This window comes from Alteromonas sp. RW2A1 (genome assembly GCF_001886475.1).
Classification (GTDB): Bacteria; Pseudomonadota; Gammaproteobacteria; order Enterobacterales; family Alteromonadaceae; genus Alteromonas; species Alteromonas hispanica.
The window spans coordinates 605906-620628 of record NZ_CP018031.1; the positions used below are offsets into that span (position 1 = coordinate 605906).

The window sequence follows — 14723 nt, forward strand, 5'->3', positions numbered from 1 at the left end:
GGAGTTTAGGCTGACGCCTTATAACCCCTTTATAAGCGCGTTGCGTAAGCAATCCGCTTGATATATTTGTTATGCCTTTGGAGGGCAAAGATTATGGCTATACCTAAAAGTTTTGTAGAAAGTAATTTAGAGAAAGCAAAAGGCTCGTTGTTTTTCGGTGTGCCTATTGAAGAAATGACAAGGGATGAGCTTATAGCTTGCTGTGTTGCTGGGTGGCAGGGGCAGAGCGACCAAAGACAAGAGCACGCTAGACAGCTTGACGTTTTAAGTGGAATGAAAAGGGCATAACAATTTAATCGTTCCCTAAACGGGGCGATTTAACGAACCAGAACGGGGTTTTTGTCCGTTAGGTTTTAAATATGGTTAAACCATAACCTATCGTTAGAATTAGTAAAATACGTTTTTGGTGTATTTTGCTCAAAAGCTAAAAATACCAAATCGGGTTGCAGGTGAATTTGGGGTATTTCGTGAATAGCTTTGCAATAAAACAGGTACTAAATTCAGTTATTTCTTTGTGATTTTTTAAATAGACTTCTTTTATTTCGGAGTCGAACATGAAGTCTCAGTTTATTAAATCCCTATACGAGCACATGATGCTCAAACGCTATGCAAAACGCACTATACAAACCTATATAAACTGGATTTCAGATTACATTCGCTTTTACAAATTCCAGCACCCGAAAGACCTCGATGTTCTGCACGTTGAAGCATACCTTACGCATTTATCTATTAAGCGTAAAAATGCTCGCGCTACACAAGCTACCGCGCTAAATGCTTTAGTTTTTCTTTACAATAAATATTTAGATCAGCCGTTACCTTCCGACATGAATTTTGTGGGGAGCGGCAGAGAAAGAAAACTGCCGGTGGTGCTTACTCGGTTAGAAGTAAAGACATTACTTGGAAGAGTGCCTACCCATCATTATTTGGCGGTAGCGCTTCTTTATGGAAGTGGTCTTCGATTAATGGAGTGCGTTCGTCTTAGAACGGGAGATATAGATTTTGATTATAAGTGTGTGCGGATTTGGTTTGGAAAAGGTGGAAAGCACCGTGTAGTTACGTTATCAGAATCACTAATTCCACTTTTGAAGAACCATATCAGTGAAAGTGAAAAGCTTTTGCAACGAGATTTGATGGTATCAGACTTTGCTGGAGCTTGGATTCCACATGGGTTGAGGAAAAAATATCAACAGCGTAATAAAACGCTGGAATGGCAGTATTTATTCCCCGCATCAAAACTAAGTATTGACCCAGAAAGCAAATTGTTACGACGACACCACATCGATGAGAAGCAAATACAGCGGGCTGTAAGTCGGGCTTCATCTGATGCTGGAATAATTAAGCATGTTACACCTCACACACTGCGTCATTCATTTGCCACGCATTTGTTGCAATCAGGTGCAGACATTAGAACGGTGCAAGACCAATTAGGGCATGCCGATGTTAGAACTACTCAAATATATACACACATACTTCAGCAAGGAGCAAATGGGGTAGTCAGTCCGCTTTCTAATTTAGCGTTTTAAGCTTTATCGTCAAAGAAACAAAAAAGGGCCCGAAGGCCCTTTTCAAAACTTATCTGTTCAAGCGCTAATTCAAGCTTTTATTTAAACGCTTACACACGCTCAAATACAGTAGCAATACCTTGGCCTAAACCAATACACATTGTTGCTAAGCCTAGGCTTACGTCTTGTGATTCCATTAGATTGATAAGCGTACCTGAGATACGTGAACCAGAACAACCTAGTGGGTGACCAAGTGCAATTGCACCACCGTTAAGATTAATCTTAGTATCAAGGTGGTCCATCCAACCTAGTTGCTTAATGCACGAGAGGGCCTGTGCTGCAAACGCTTCGTTAAACTCAGCAAGTTCAATGTCGTCCATAGTAAGGCCTGCGCGCTTAAGGGCTTTTTGTGTGGCTGGCACTGGGCCGTAACCCATAATTGCTGCATCACAACCAGCCACAGCCATCGAGCGAATTTTCGCACGTGGTGTTAGGCCAAGCTCTTTCGCACGGTCTGCCGACATAAGCACCATAGCCGATGCACCGTCAGACAGCGCAGAAGACGTACCCGCAGTAACCGTGCCGTTTACTGGGTCAAACACTGGGCGAAGTGCCGCCATGCTCTCAGCAGTGCTTTCTGGGCGTACAACTTCATCATAGTCAATAAGCTTTAATACGCCGTTTTCATCGTGACCTTCAACAGGCACAATCTCGTTAGCCCAGCGGCCTTCAAGGTGTGCTTTGTGCGCTAGCTGGTGCGAGCGCGCGCCAAAGGCATCTTGTTGCTCACGAGTAATACCGTTTTGGCGGCCAAGCAGCTCAGCTGTCATACCCATCATACCCGACGCTTTTGCTGTGTATTTAGCAAGGCCTGGGTGGAAGTCTATGTTGTAGTTCATCGGTACGTGACCCATGTGCTCAACACCACCAATCATGTAAATGTCACCACGGCCGCTCATGATGCCGCTTGTTGCATCGTGAAGGGCCTGCATTGATGAACCACATAAACGGTTTACCGTTACCGCGCCAGTTGTGCGTGGAATTTGTGTTAATAGTTGCGCGTTACGTGCAACGTTGAAGCCTTGTTCTTTAGTTTGCTGAACACAGCCCCAAATGATGTCTTCAATTTCCGCTGGGTTTACGCCAGGGTTACGCTCTAGTAGCGCGGTCATTAGCGCTGCAGATAGGTCTTCTGCACGCACATTTCTGAAAACACCGTTTTTTGAACGACCCATAGGGGTACGTACGCAATCGATTACGACCACTTCTTTCATTAGATTTTCCTCCGGGTCTTATGCGAAATAGGATTTACCAGCAGCGGCCATTTCACGAACGCCGTCTGAGATCTGATAAATTGGACCAAGTTCAGCGTACTTGTCTGCCATAGCAACGAAGTTCGCCAAGCCAATGGTTTCAATCCAACGGAAAATACCACCGCGGAATGGAGGGAAACCTAAGCCGTAAAGTAGCGCCATATCTGCTTCAGCTGCGCTATCTACAATGCCTTCTTCTAGGCAGCGAATTGCTTCGTTTGCCATAGGGATCATGAGGCGTGCAATAATGTCGTCTGCTTCAAAGTCTGTCTTGTCAGCTACGTGCGGCGCCATTAGTGCGTATGCTTCTTCAGCAGGTGTTTTAGACGGCTTACCGCGCTTATCAACACCGTAGTTGTAGAAACCTTTACCGTTCTTCTGACCTAAACGCTCTTCTTTGTAGAACAAGGTTACAGGGTCGTTGTCTAGGCGAGCCATACGCTCTGGAATACCTGCTGCCATAACGTCTGCTGCGTGGTCGCCCGTGTCGATACCTACAACGTCCATTAGGTAAGCTGGGCCCATTGGCCAGCCGAAGATTTTTTCCATTACTTTATCAACCGCAACAAAGTCTGCGCCGTCGATAAGTAGCTTACTGAAGCCCGCAAAGTATGGGAACAATACGCGGTTTACTAAGAACCCTGGGCAGTCGTTAACCACAATAGGGGTTTTGCCCATTTTAAGGGTAGCGGCTACTACTGCATTGATGGTCTCTTCTGACGTTTTTTCGCCACGAATAATCTCAACAAGCGGCATGCGATGCACTGGGTTGAAGAAGTGCATACCACAGAAGCGCTCAGGCTTGTCTAAGCTTTCAGCTAGCTGGTTGATAGAGATAGTCGAAGTGTTTGAAGTGATGATAGCGTCGTCTGCTACATTGTCTTCTACTTCTTTAAGTACAATACCTTTCACTTTCGGGTTTTCTACAACCGCTTCAATTACAAGGTCTGCATCTTTAAGTGTGCTGTACTCAAGGGTAGGTGTAATCGCGTTAAGCGTTTGCGCCATTTTAGTCGCATCAACTTTACCGCGCTTCATACCTTTGCCAAGAATTTTCGCTGCTTCTGAAAGGCCAAGGTCTAGTGCACCTTGGTTAATGTCTTTCATGACTACCGGTGTGCCTTTCACAGCGCTTTGGTATGCAATACCGCCACCCATGATGCCTGCACCTAGTACAGCGTTAAGCTTAGACTGCTTAGTTGCCGCTTTCGCTTGCTTCTTACCTTTGCTCTTAACTAGCTGGTCGGCAAGGAAGATACCAATTTGTGCTTTCGCAGCGTCGGTTTTCGCTAGCGCTACAAAGCCTTCGTTTTCAAGCTTAAGTGCGCCGTCACGGTCTAGACCCGCTGCTTTTTGTACTGTCTCAACCATTTTGTGCGGTGCTGGGTAATGTTTACCAGCTTGTGCAAATACCATGGCTTGAGCAGTAGAGAAGCTCATCATAGCTTCGTTTTTGTTTAGCTGTAGTGGAGCTTTCTTAACCGCACGACGTGCTTGCCAGTCAAGCTTACCGTCAGCTGCGTCTTTCACCATTGAAAGCGCACCTTCAATAAGTGCTTCTGGTGCTACTACTGCATCAACTGCGCCTTCAGCAAGGGCTTTTGCACCTTTTCTGTCGCGACCAGTGGTCATCCACTCAAGGGCGTTATCTGCACCAATTAGGCGAGGTAGGCGAACCGTACCACCAAATCCAGGCATAAGGCCTAGTTTAACTTCTGGTAAGCCAATAGCCGCTGTGGTGTCTGCAATACGCATGTCACATGCCAATGTCATTTCACAACCACCGCCTAGGGCAAAGCCGTTAACTGCAGCTATAGTAGGAAAAGGTAAGTCTTCGAAGCGGTCGAATACTTGAGAAGTATTGGCAACCCACTGTAGTACTTCAGCATCGTCCATAGTGAAAAGACCAGTGAACTCGGTGATATCTGCACCTACGATAAATGCAGGTTTTGCACTGCGTACTAATAAGCCTTTTACATCGCCTTTAGCAAGTAGGGCTTGGGTTGCTTCGTCAAGTTCGCTCACTGTTTGGCGGTCGAACTTGTTTACTGAACCTTCGGCGTCGAATACCAGCTCAGCAAAGCCGTCATCTAACAGGCTGACGGAAAGACTTTTGCCTGTGTATATCATTATCATCTCCTTCGGCATTGGCCAGGATGTTAGTGAAGTAATCCAACTAATTTGTAGGGTCGTATGCATTCACTAACGCGTTAGGGTGGCTAGATTCTTTACAAAGCCACACAAAATTTCAACAAAAAATCAAACAAGCGTTTCAATTTGTCTAAGGTAGTGGTCCGATGACTTAAATTCAAGTGCAAATATCGAATTCAAGCTTCATTTCGGTATTGGTGGTTGTATAATGAGCATTATTAGCGCAAAGCGCCAATCCAATATACGAATAATAAGCAATAAGGCTGTTTTAGCTGTAACGCATATCTAACGGTTAGAGTTTCACTACCGTATTAGTACACAGTTTATAGCGGTCGACACAACATCTTCATTGGCACGGAGCCAAGCTGTACGTTCACATTGTGAGAGCCTAAACAGCAAAATATGTCGTCTATATTGGCGATATACAATAAGCAATTCAGGCGGTCGAGTAAGTCATCGGCCAGTTTGAATTCAATAAAGGGTAGGAGACTTTTTGTGTCTAAAGCCATTCATTTATCTAAACATGCACCAGCATTGTTAGTTTATCTATTATTCTCAGTAGTGGTAATACCCCATACCGTCGCTCAGCCACTTCCAGGCCATACATTAACGCTTCCTCAAGATGAATATGCACAGGAGCGTCAGCATTTTCTTAATTTAGAAGAGAAGTTACGCACTTATTCTCGACGTCGCGTGAATGACTTTGATGGTGAAATATATGCGTTAGCCGACTACCCACTATACCCCTACCTTTTGCGTTTGAAATTAGAGCGCACAATGTCAATTGCTACTAAGCGCGAAGTGAATCAATTTTTAGAGGACTACCGCGGTCAGCCTGTGAGCTATGGGTTACGTTACAAATGGCTTAGTTATTTGGCGAAGCATAATCACCGAAACGCATTTTTAGATAGCTACCGCAGCGGAATGGGGGCAAGGCTCACTTGTGTTGCACTTAACTACCGCCTGCAAGGAGCAGAGCCAGTGGCTAAAGTACTGCGAGAGGTTGATGCGCTGTGGCTAAGCGGGCAGTCTCAACCCGATGAGTGCGACCCGCTTTTCTCTAAGTGGAAGAAAGCTGGCCTAATGACATCTACCATGGTGATAAAGCGCATTGAAATTGCAGCGAAAGAAAAGAATCGCCGTATTATTCACTACCTAAAGCGCCAGTTACCCGCTAAATATCAATATATTGCAGATATCTGGTTAGCCGTTACTCGCAACGTTAGCAATGTGCAGAAAAGAGGGTTATTCCCGTTAAAAAACAAACCAAGTGAAGTAGAAGCAATGGTTTGGGCTCTTGAAAAATTGGCCTGGCAAAAGCCCGCTTTGGCAGAAAAGGTTTATCAAAGATATCAGCGCCAAGGCGTATTTTCTGATGCACAGCGCCACGCTATCAATCGAGCTATTGCACTTAGCTTTACCCTTGAAAAGCTTCCGCAGGCGCATGAGTGGTTAGAATACGCCGACATACCGGGTGCCAGTGACGATATAAAGCTATGGCATGTTTCTCACCTGTTGCGCACACAGCAGTTCGATGAGGTCATTCGCATTATCGAGCAGGCGCCCGTGTCTCTGAAAAACAAAGCAAACTATCGTTATTGGTTGGCCAGGGCGCTAGAACAAACTGGCCAACCTATGCAGGCCACCGTGTTGTATCGTCAGTTAGCACAAGAGCGCCACTACTATGGTTTTATGGCAAGTGCTCGTATTAACGCCTTTCCTTCTCTTAAAAATAACCCTGCACCCAAAGATGTTGCCACAATCGCGAAGTTAGCAACCACACCAGCCACACTTAGGGCGGTTGAGTTTTTTCGTTTAAACCGTGCTACCGAGGCGAGGAGGGAGTGGTACTACTTACTCACGCATATTCCGAATGAACAGGTTACCGACGCGGGAATTTTGGCCTATGAATGGGGGCTTTACGACCAAGCAATCAGTAGCTTTGCTCGCAGTGGCTACAGGGACGATGTAGGAAGACGCTTCCCACTTGCGTTTAACGAGGTATTTAGTGAAAAAGCGCAGCTGCATAATATTCCTACCTCTTTCGCAATGGCCATTGCTCGAAGAGAAAGCTCATTTAGAAGCGATGCCATTTCACCGGTAGGCGCGGCGGGGTTAATGCAGCTTATGCCAGGTACTGCAAAATACGTTGCGCAAACCAAAGTGAGTCAAAGCCAACTTTTCAATGTTAACGAAAACGTTGAATTTGGCGTCCAGTACCTTCGTTACCTTATGGATAAACTGAATAACAATCCGGTGTTGGTTTCTGCATCTTACAATGCTGGTTGGAGAAAAGTGCTGGAATGGCTACCAGAAAATGAAGCCCTTCCTGTCGATATTTGGATTGAGAATATACCTTACAAAGAAACCCGAGCTTATGTGAAAGCTGTAATGGCATATCAACATATATACGAACAACAATTAGGGGGTAATAATAATATATTTCCCCAACTTACTTCCGATCTGATCCCCTCGGCAGAGGCTGTAAGTACACACCCTGTAACAGGCATAGTGCAGTTGGCACCAAAGTAGCCTAGTTAGTATCATTTAAAATAGCACTTAATTTACTGCGAGTTGACGCTTATTTAAGGTGAGTAATAGGCGTGTTTTATGTGCATATTAGAAATTTGAGATTCAAAAATAAGTACTTTGAGAGCCATCAATGCAGAGAGATTTTAAGCAAGTTGGCATCTCAAAACTGCAGTTTATCGTGGCAGGATAAATATGCGCAACGGCTCATGTTATACTTAACGTCGAGTGGAAAGTACAAATAGAAAAGCAACGCAAATAGAACAATTAACGAGAAAGATAAGAGGGGCTATGTCGCACCATAAAGCAACCTACGAACAGCATATAGAAGAATTACAGGCGAGAACTCGCGAGGCTTTGCAGCGTGAAGGGCTCGATGGCTTGGTTATTCATTCGGGTCAGGGAAAACGACTATTTTTAGATGACAATCACTATCCTTTTAAGGTGAACCCGCAATTCAAAGCGTGGGTGCCGGTCATCGACAACCCCAACTGTTGGCTGGTAGTCAACGGCGAAGACAAGCCCACACTTATCTTTTATCGTCCTGAAGACTTTTGGCACAAAGTACCACCAGAGCCTAACGATTTCTGGACAGACAGTTTTAATATCATCCTGCTTAAACAAGCTGATGCAGTTGAAAAACACCTTCCTTACGATAAGTCGCGCATGGCCTATATTGGCGAGTATATTGAAGTTGCTAAAGCGCTCGGGTTCGACAATGTAAACCCAGATAGAGTACTACACTATTTGCACTATCAGCGTGCTTACAAAACAGACTACGAACTCGACTGCATGCGTGAGGCAAATAAGCTGGCCGTTGCAGGTCATCGCGCGGCAGAACAGGCTTTTAGAGAAGGGAAAAGCGAGTTCGATATCAATTTAGCCTATGCAACCGCTTGCAGACAGGGCGACAACGATGTTCCCTACACCAGTATTGTGGCGTTAAATGAGCACGCATCTATTTTGCATTACATGCAGTGTGACAATATTGCTCCTAGCACTTCACGCTCTTTTCTTATTGATGCAGGTGCTACCTACAACGGCTATGCCGCCGATATAACGAGAACCTACAGTCAACAATCATCGTTATTTGCAGATCTTATTAAAGCAGTAGATAAGGTAACCCTTACCCTTGCTGATAATTTGAAGCCAGGTGTGGCATACACCGATATTCATTTGCTCGCTCATGATGGAATTGCGCAAATTCTTCATGACACCGGGGTTGTTAACCTAACGCCTCAAGAAATTGTTGAGATGGGGATAACTCGCACTTTCTTCCCTCATGGAATAGGTCATTTTCTTGGGTTGCAGGTACACGATGTTGGTGGCTTAGTTAATGATGACAGAGGCACGCCTAAGACTGCGCCAGAAGATCATCCTTTTCTTCGTTGTACACGAGTGGTAGAGCCGCGACAGGTGTTCACTATCGAGCCCGGACTATATTTTATCGAGAGTTTACTGCGAGACTTAAAAGCAACGCCAGCCTCGAAATACATCAATTGGAACACGGTAGAAGCCTACAAACCATTCGGCGGGATCCGCATAGAGGACAATATAATTGTTCATCGTGACAAAAACGAAAATATGACCCGCGACCTAGGGCTTAACTAATTGCCTTTATAGTTTCATTGGGTATTTGCAAGAATGTCGAAATGGTTATAAAAACACAAGAGCAGTTATACGCTGCTCTTTTTAGTTTATTTTATAGCTTTGTTATACAGCTTCGTTTTACGAGCTTCCTGAAGCCGCTAACGTATTTTGATAAAAAACGGTTAGCCTTCGCATATAATGTTTGCACAACGGAAGGGCAGCACTATGTTTGATTCAAGCGTTATCAATTTACTTCTTGTTGCTACTATTGCAGGTTTAGCTATGCCTGCCGGCGCCATGCTTTCAACGCGCAAGAGTATTCAACCACAGTGGTTGGAGCAAGAGTTGAGACACGGTATTTTGGCGTTGGGAGCGGGAGCCTTGATATCAGCGGTTGGGTTGGTATTAGTGCCTAAAGGGGCAATGGATTTATCAGTGTTTGGGGTAGTAGCCTGTTTTGTAAGTGGCTCACTAGCTTTTATGTCACTCGATATCTTTTTGGCAAAAAAGAAAACTGCTGGTAGTCAGCTTGCAGCTATGCTGAGCGACTTTGTGCCCGAGTCTATTGCATTGGGAGCAACAGCAGCGCTTGGCGGATCTACGTTGCTTTTGGGGGCGCTAATTGCGGTACAAAACTTACCTGAAGGTTTTAACGCTTACCGAGAAATGCTGCCGAAAAATAAAAAGCGCAGCAATAAGCTGATTATCATTTTTGTATTAATGGCGTTATTAGGGCCAATTTTCAGTTTAATTGGCTATTTCTTTTTATCTCAATTTCCGGTTATTACTAGCGGCATTATGCTCTTCGCTGCAGGCGGGATCTTATATTCTGTTTTTCAAGATATTGCACCGCAAATACGAATGGAAAACCACTGGCTACCGCCACTAGGAGGAATACTAGGGTTTTTAGTGGGGGTAGTGGGCTACATACTGGAGAGTTAGCATCGAGAGCTGCGTTGCCTTTAAACGGCACCAGCTTTTTAGCTGGTGCGCTCTACTGAAATGTGAGCTAGAGAGATTAGCGCTTCTTTATAGTCAGAGTCTGGAATAGGCGCAAGGCTGTCTATTGCCATTTTTACTTCGTTATGTGCGCATTGTCTGGTGTAGTCCAGCGCACCTGTAGCTTCCATTATGCCTTGTATTTTTGTTAGGTGTGGCAAACCGTTACTCTGTTCAATAGCCTCGCGAATGAGCGTTTTATCGTCTTCGTTTTCCGCATGCCACATGGCGTATAACAGTGGCAGCGTGGGTTTACCCTCAGCAAGGTCGTCGCCCGCATTTTTGCCCATTTCTTCGCTATCAGCCATGTAATCAAGCAAGTCATCAGCTAATTGAAACGCGGTACCAAGATGCTTACCGTACTCTTGCATGGCGTGTTCTATCGTTTCGCTCTGGTCAGTTAAAACCGCCGCAAGTTGCGTTGCCGCTTCAAACAAACGCGCAGTTTTGCCATAGATCACGTCGAAGTAACGAGATTCTGTGGTGTTCGCGTCGTTACAATTCATTAGCTGCAGTACTTCACCTTCGGCAATCTGATTAGTTGCCTCAGACAGAATCGACATAACTCGCATACGCTTAAGGCTTACCATCATCTGGAAAGAACGGGTATATAAGAAGTCACCCACGAGCACTGACGCTTGGTTTCCGAACACGGCATTTGCCGTTTCACGCCCTCTGCGCATGGTCGACTCGTCAACAACATCGTCGTGCAGCAAAGTAGCGGTATGTATAAATTCAACAATGGCGGCCAACGTGTGATGGTCGTTGTTTTGAATGCCCATTGCTTGTGCGCTTAGCACGGTAAGAAGAGGACGTAAGCGTTTACCGCCACTATTTACGATATAAAAGCCAAGCTGGTTAATTAGTGCTACGTCAGAATCTACTTGTTGTTGAATCAGCGCATTAACCGCTTGCATATCGTCGTTCGACAGTGCGCGAATTTGGTCTATATCCATAGGCATGGCAATAAATACTTACTCTTACAATTGGTACTATATTGATGGCGATTGTACCTTAATGGCTCGCACTATCCACCAAATTGTCTTAAAAAATGACAGTTTAACGCAATTGAAATGTAATCATTGATATACCCGTCAAAAATTGCTCCTTAAGCATGTTAGAACTTTGCGCCTCTGTATTTACTACAGCTATTTAGCCAATAGAACAAACCGTTAGCATACCGTTTTAAAAAACTTCGCTGATGAATGCTAGGCTGCCAATAGAGAGTAAAGAACAGAAAACAGAGAGAAAAAAGCAGTGAATAAGGGGAGAAAATAGAAAAAGGGGCAAAGAAAATATCAGAAAAACGAGAAGAGTTAGACATTTGGCCTCTAATACTACAATTTTTGTTAAAGCCGTTATTTTTGATACTTTGTGAATTCTGCTTTAAGCATTTTTCTCTGCGTTGTGCGTTTTGCTCCAGACTTAGCCGTGTTTGTAAGAAATGTAACCACTATTTTTCTCGGATCGTAGCTTTGTAAAAAGGGATCGCGTTGTCCATGTAGGTTGTCATGCAGGCAAAGTAATAAGCACGAAGATCAAAATGATCAATTTTAAGTTAGATATTCGAAATTTGTGTTTTCAGCACCAAAATTGACTACCTTCACTTGGTGAAGAAAGTAGATTTTTAATGATGTAACGCACAATTTTTTTAAATTTTATCCATATTTACGCGATTGTAAGCTGCATCAAATAAGCAATTGAGGCATAATTCGCTCCATGTTGGAAAAATAATCATTTTTTCTACGAATCGGGCTTGTGATTTACAGATGTTTCACGTAGAATTTGCGCCCTGTTTTTTGAATTGACGCGTCAGTGGACGCAGAGCGGAGTTAACTATGTACGCGGTTTTCCAAAGTGGCGGTAAACAACACCGTGTGGCCGAAGGCCAAACCGTTCGTCTTGAAAAAATCGAAGTAGCCCCAGGCGAAACGGTTGAATTTGACAAAGTTTTAATGGTAAGCAACGGTGACGACGTAAAAATCGGCACACCAAACGTTGCTGGTGGTAAGGTGACTGCAGAAGTGGTAACACACGGTCGTGGCGATAAAGTAACTATCGTTAAGTTCCGTCGTCGTAAGCACTCGCGCAAGCAAGCTGGTCACCGTCAGTGGTTCACGGAAGTGAAAATCACTGGTATCAACGCATAAGAGGAGCACGAACACATGGCACACAAAAAAGCTGGTGGTAGTACCAAAAACGGTCGTGATTCAGAGAGTAAACGCCTAGGTGTTAAGCGCTTTGGTGGTGAATCTGTTCTTGCTGGTAACATCATTGTTCGTCAACGTGGTACACGTTTCCACGCTGGTGACAACATGGGTATCGGTAAAGACCACACGTTGTTTGCACTTAAAGACGGTAAAGTTCAGTTCGATGTTAAAGGACCGAAGAACCGTAAGTTTGTAAGCATCGTAGGCGAGTAAGCATTGCGCTAACTAGCCAAGAAAGCTTTCAAAAACCCCGCGTTTGCGGGGTTTTTTGTTTTGTTTGCCCAGCGAAGCTGGCAAACCCGTCAGGTTGAAAGAAACCTGAATCACCCTGACTGAGGGGAAGATAATCCGAATGGCAAGGGCGTTGTTAGCAAGTGATATGAAGTATGCAGGAGCCGTATACGAGGCCCGTACGTACGGTTCTGTGAGAGGGATGAGGCGCAAGCCTCACCCTACTCGATATGAGACCTTATTTTTTGACGTTGTATACGAAAGTGCGTATTGAAAGCGCGTCTTTATTAAAGAGACACAGGTCGAATGTTTTTAAATCCTTAAGCATACCGTTACGCGAAAGCGCTTATTGTGGTGTAAACTTAGGGTTCTTAGAATTAGTAACAACCCAAGGCAAAGTTGCCCGGAGTGATAAATGAAATTTGTAGATGAAGCTGAAATTCGTGTTGAAGCCGGAGATGGCGGCAACGGCGTAATTGGCTTTAGAAGGGAAAAGTACGTACCTAAAGGCGGACCAGACGGTGGCGACGGTGGTGACGGCGGCAGCGTATTTCTTGTTGCTGATGAAAACCTAAATACATTAATCGACTATCGTTTCGAACGTTTTCACCGTGCAGAGCGCGGTAAAAACGGTCAAGGTGCTAACTGCATTGGGCGCAAGGGACAAGATTTAGAAGTTAGTGTTCCAATTGGTACTCGCGCAACAGATTGTGATACAGGAGAAGTTCTTGGCGATCTTACCCGTCACGGACAAAAGCTTAAGGTTGCCCAGGGTGGGTTTCACGGCTTAGGTAATGCGCGTTTTAAAAGCAGCACCAACCGTGCGCCACGACAAAAGACGAATGGCACACCGGGGGAAATTCGCAACCTTAAGCTTGAGCTTATGTTGCTAGCAGACGTTGGCCTATTAGGTATGCCAAATGCGGGTAAATCTACTTTTATTCGCTCAGTCTCAGCTGCCAAGCCGAAAGTAGCCGATTACCCGTTTACTACCTTAGTGCCTAATTTAGGTGTGGTACGTCAAGACTCTCAGCGAAGCTTTGTTGTAGCCGACATACCCGGTCTTATCGAGGGCGCTGCAGAAGGTGCTGGCTTAGGTATTCAATTCTTAAAACACTTAGAGCGCTGCCGTATTTTGCTACACGTGGTTGATATCTATCCAGTAGATGAGAGTGACCCAGCACAAAACGCTAAAGCAATAGTACAAGAGCTTGAAAAATACAGCCCTAAGCTTGCTGAGAAGCCCCGCTGGCTTGTTTTTAACAAAGTAGACTTGCTGCTTGAGGAAGAAGCGCAAGAAAGGTGTCAGCAAGTTGTTGATGCGCTAGGCTGGGAAGGCCCTGTTTATCAAATTTCTGCGTTCCAGAAAATTAACCTCGATCCGCTTTGCAACGATGTAATGAACTTCATTGAAACTCTTCCTGCGGAAGCTGAGCAAGAGGAAGAGAAGAAAGAAGTAGAGTTCAAATGGGATACATACCATCGCAACACGTTAGATGCTCATGATGATCTCATGGACGATTTAGACGATGATGAGGACTGGGATGAAGACGACTACGACGTTGATGTTGAATATCGTCGCTAAAGCTTAAAAATAAATTCAATAGAAGCACGATTTATGTCGTGCTTTTTTGTATGTAATATCCACTAACCGTGTTTGTAGTGAGAATAAGATGAAGATATCAATGATTGCCGCAATGGCCGAAAACCGAGTTATCGGTGCAGATAACGACATGCCATGGCATTTACCAGCAGACTTGAAACATTTTAAGGCTGTTACAATGGGCAAAGCGGTCATAATGGGTAGAAAAACCTATGAATCTATTGGCCGTGCTTTACCGGGGCGACCAAATATAGTTCTGACAAGTAATAAAGATTATACACTTGAAGATGCAACGGTAGTGCATACTCAGGCTGAAGCCTTAGAAGCAGCTAAAGCACAGTGTGGAAGCAATGATGAAGTAATGATAATAGGTGGTGGTACTATCTACAACGCCTTATTGCCTTTAGCTAATACTCTGTATCTCACTTTTATCGATCTTAAAGTTGCTGGAGACACCCAGTTTCCAGATTTTCGGTCTCAGGGAGATTGGGTTGAAACTGAACGGGAAGCCCATGCGCCCGACGAAAAAAATAAATATGCTTATACCTTTGTAACTTTTCAGCGCCGGTCTGCGTGATATTGAAGAGTTGAAGCA

The 14723-nt window shown here is 44.6% G+C and carries 12 protein-coding genes; 9 read left to right on the plus strand and 3 right to left on the minus strand.

Annotated elements, in window-relative coordinates:
• Positions 1-93 precede the first annotated feature (93 nt).
• Positions 94-288, plus strand: a complete 195-nt coding sequence (locus BM528_RS02770; protein WP_071978561.1) for a hypothetical protein — start codon at positions 94-96, stop codon at positions 286-288.
• A 266-nt stretch (positions 289-554) separates the two neighbouring features.
• A complete protein-coding gene (locus tag BM528_RS02775) occupies positions 555-1523 on the plus strand; it encodes an integron integrase (protein ID WP_071978562.1) in 969 nt (322 codons plus the stop codon).
• Between the two features lie 89 nt (positions 1524-1612).
• Here BM528_RS02775 and fadA read toward each other — a convergent pair whose 3' ends face one another.
• Entirely contained in the window at positions 1613-2776 is a 1164-nt protein-coding gene (fadA, locus tag BM528_RS02780; RefSeq protein ID WP_071978563.1) for an acetyl-CoA C-acyltransferase FadA, read from the minus strand.
• 18 nt (positions 2777-2794) lie between these two features.
• The gene (gene fadB / locus BM528_RS02785; protein ID WP_071978564.1) at positions 2795-4945 is read right to left on the minus strand and encodes a fatty acid oxidation complex subunit alpha FadB; all 2151 of its coding nucleotides are present in this window, start codon (positions 4943-4945) and stop codon (positions 2795-2797) included.
• 516 nt (positions 4946-5461) lie between these two features.
• On the opposite strand from fadB, the gene BM528_RS02790 reads away from it, so the two are divergent.
• The 3 genes from BM528_RS02790 (at position 5462) to BM528_RS02800 (ending at position 10027) form a co-directional block, all read left to right on the plus strand.
• Positions 5462-7498 (plus strand): transglycosylase SLT domain-containing protein, encoded by a 2037-nt coding sequence (locus BM528_RS02790; protein WP_232230559.1) that lies wholly within the window; start codon positions 5462-5464, stop codon positions 7496-7498.
• Between the two features lie 288 nt (positions 7499-7786).
• On the plus strand, positions 7787-9106 hold the full coding sequence (pepQ, locus tag BM528_RS02795) for a Xaa-Pro dipeptidase (RefSeq protein ID WP_071978565.1): 1320 nt from the start codon (positions 7787-7789) through the stop codon (positions 9104-9106).
• A gap of 204 nt (positions 9107-9310) precedes the next feature.
• Positions 9311-10027, plus strand: coding sequence for a ZIP family metal transporter (locus BM528_RS02800; RefSeq protein ID WP_071978566.1), 717 nt, complete (start codon positions 9311-9313; stop codon positions 10025-10027).
• A 38-nt stretch (positions 10028-10065) separates the two neighbouring features.
• On the opposite strand, the gene ispB is transcribed toward BM528_RS02800, so the two are convergent.
• Complete coding sequence (ispB, locus tag BM528_RS02805; protein ID WP_071978567.1) at positions 10066-11040, minus strand: octaprenyl diphosphate synthase; 975 nt, start codon at positions 11038-11040, stop codon at positions 10066-10068.
• Between the two features lie 882 nt (positions 11041-11922).
• On the opposite strand from ispB, the gene rplU reads away from it, so the two are divergent.
• The 4 genes from rplU to folA all read left to right on the plus strand — a co-directional run bounded on the left by rplU (position 11923) and on the right by folA (position 14705).
• The gene (gene rplU / locus BM528_RS02810) at positions 11923-12234 is read left to right on the plus strand and encodes a 50S ribosomal protein L21 (RefSeq protein ID WP_032095642.1); all 312 of its coding nucleotides are present in this window, start codon (positions 11923-11925) and stop codon (positions 12232-12234) included.
• Between the two features lie 15 nt (positions 12235-12249).
• Positions 12250-12507 (plus strand): 50S ribosomal protein L27, encoded by a 258-nt coding sequence (rpmA, locus tag BM528_RS02815; RefSeq protein ID WP_071978568.1) that lies wholly within the window; start codon positions 12250-12252, stop codon positions 12505-12507.
• A 433-nt stretch (positions 12508-12940) separates the two neighbouring features.
• Positions 12941-14110, plus strand: coding sequence for an Obg family GTPase CgtA (gene cgtA / locus BM528_RS02825; RefSeq protein ID WP_071978570.1), 1170 nt, complete (start codon positions 12941-12943; stop codon positions 14108-14110).
• A gap of 88 nt (positions 14111-14198) precedes the next feature.
• Positions 14199-14705, plus strand: coding sequence for a type 3 dihydrofolate reductase (folA, locus tag BM528_RS02830; RefSeq protein ID WP_071978571.1), 507 nt, complete (start codon positions 14199-14201; stop codon positions 14703-14705).
• The last annotated feature ends 18 nt before the right edge of the window (positions 14706-14723 follow it).

Excerpts from the sequence above, each read along its gene's own strand:
- BM528_RS02770 (WP_071978561.1), top strand. The coding sequence starts at position 94 with ATGGCTATACCTAAAAGTTTTGTAGAAAGTAATTTAGAGAAAGCAAAA.
- BM528_RS02775 (WP_071978562.1), top strand. The coding sequence starts at position 555 with ATGAAGTCTCAGTTTATTAAATCCCTATACGAGCACATGATGCTCAAA.
- fadA (WP_071978563.1), bottom strand. The coding sequence starts at position 2,776 with ATGAAAGAAGTGGTCGTAATCGATTGCGTACGTACCCCTATGGGTCGT.
- fadB (WP_071978564.1), bottom strand. The coding sequence starts at position 4,945 with ATGATATACACAGGCAAAAGTCTTTCCGTCAGCCTGTTAGATGACGGC.
- pepQ (WP_071978565.1), top strand. The coding sequence starts at position 7,787 with ATGTCGCACCATAAAGCAACCTACGAACAGCATATAGAAGAATTACAG.
- BM528_RS02800 (WP_071978566.1), top strand. The coding sequence starts at position 9,311 with ATGTTTGATTCAAGCGTTATCAATTTACTTCTTGTTGCTACTATTGCA.
- ispB (WP_071978567.1), bottom strand. The coding sequence starts at position 11,040 with ATGGATATAGACCAAATTCGCGCACTGTCGAACGACGATATGCAAGCG.
- rplU (WP_032095642.1), top strand. The coding sequence starts at position 11,923 with ATGTACGCGGTTTTCCAAAGTGGCGGTAAACAACACCGTGTGGCCGAA.
- rpmA (WP_071978568.1), top strand. The coding sequence starts at position 12,250 with ATGGCACACAAAAAAGCTGGTGGTAGTACCAAAAACGGTCGTGATTCA.
- cgtA (WP_071978570.1), top strand. The coding sequence starts at position 12,941 with ATGAAATTTGTAGATGAAGCTGAAATTCGTGTTGAAGCCGGAGATGGC.
- folA (WP_071978571.1), top strand. The coding sequence starts at position 14,199 with ATGAAGATATCAATGATTGCCGCAATGGCCGAAAACCGAGTTATCGGT.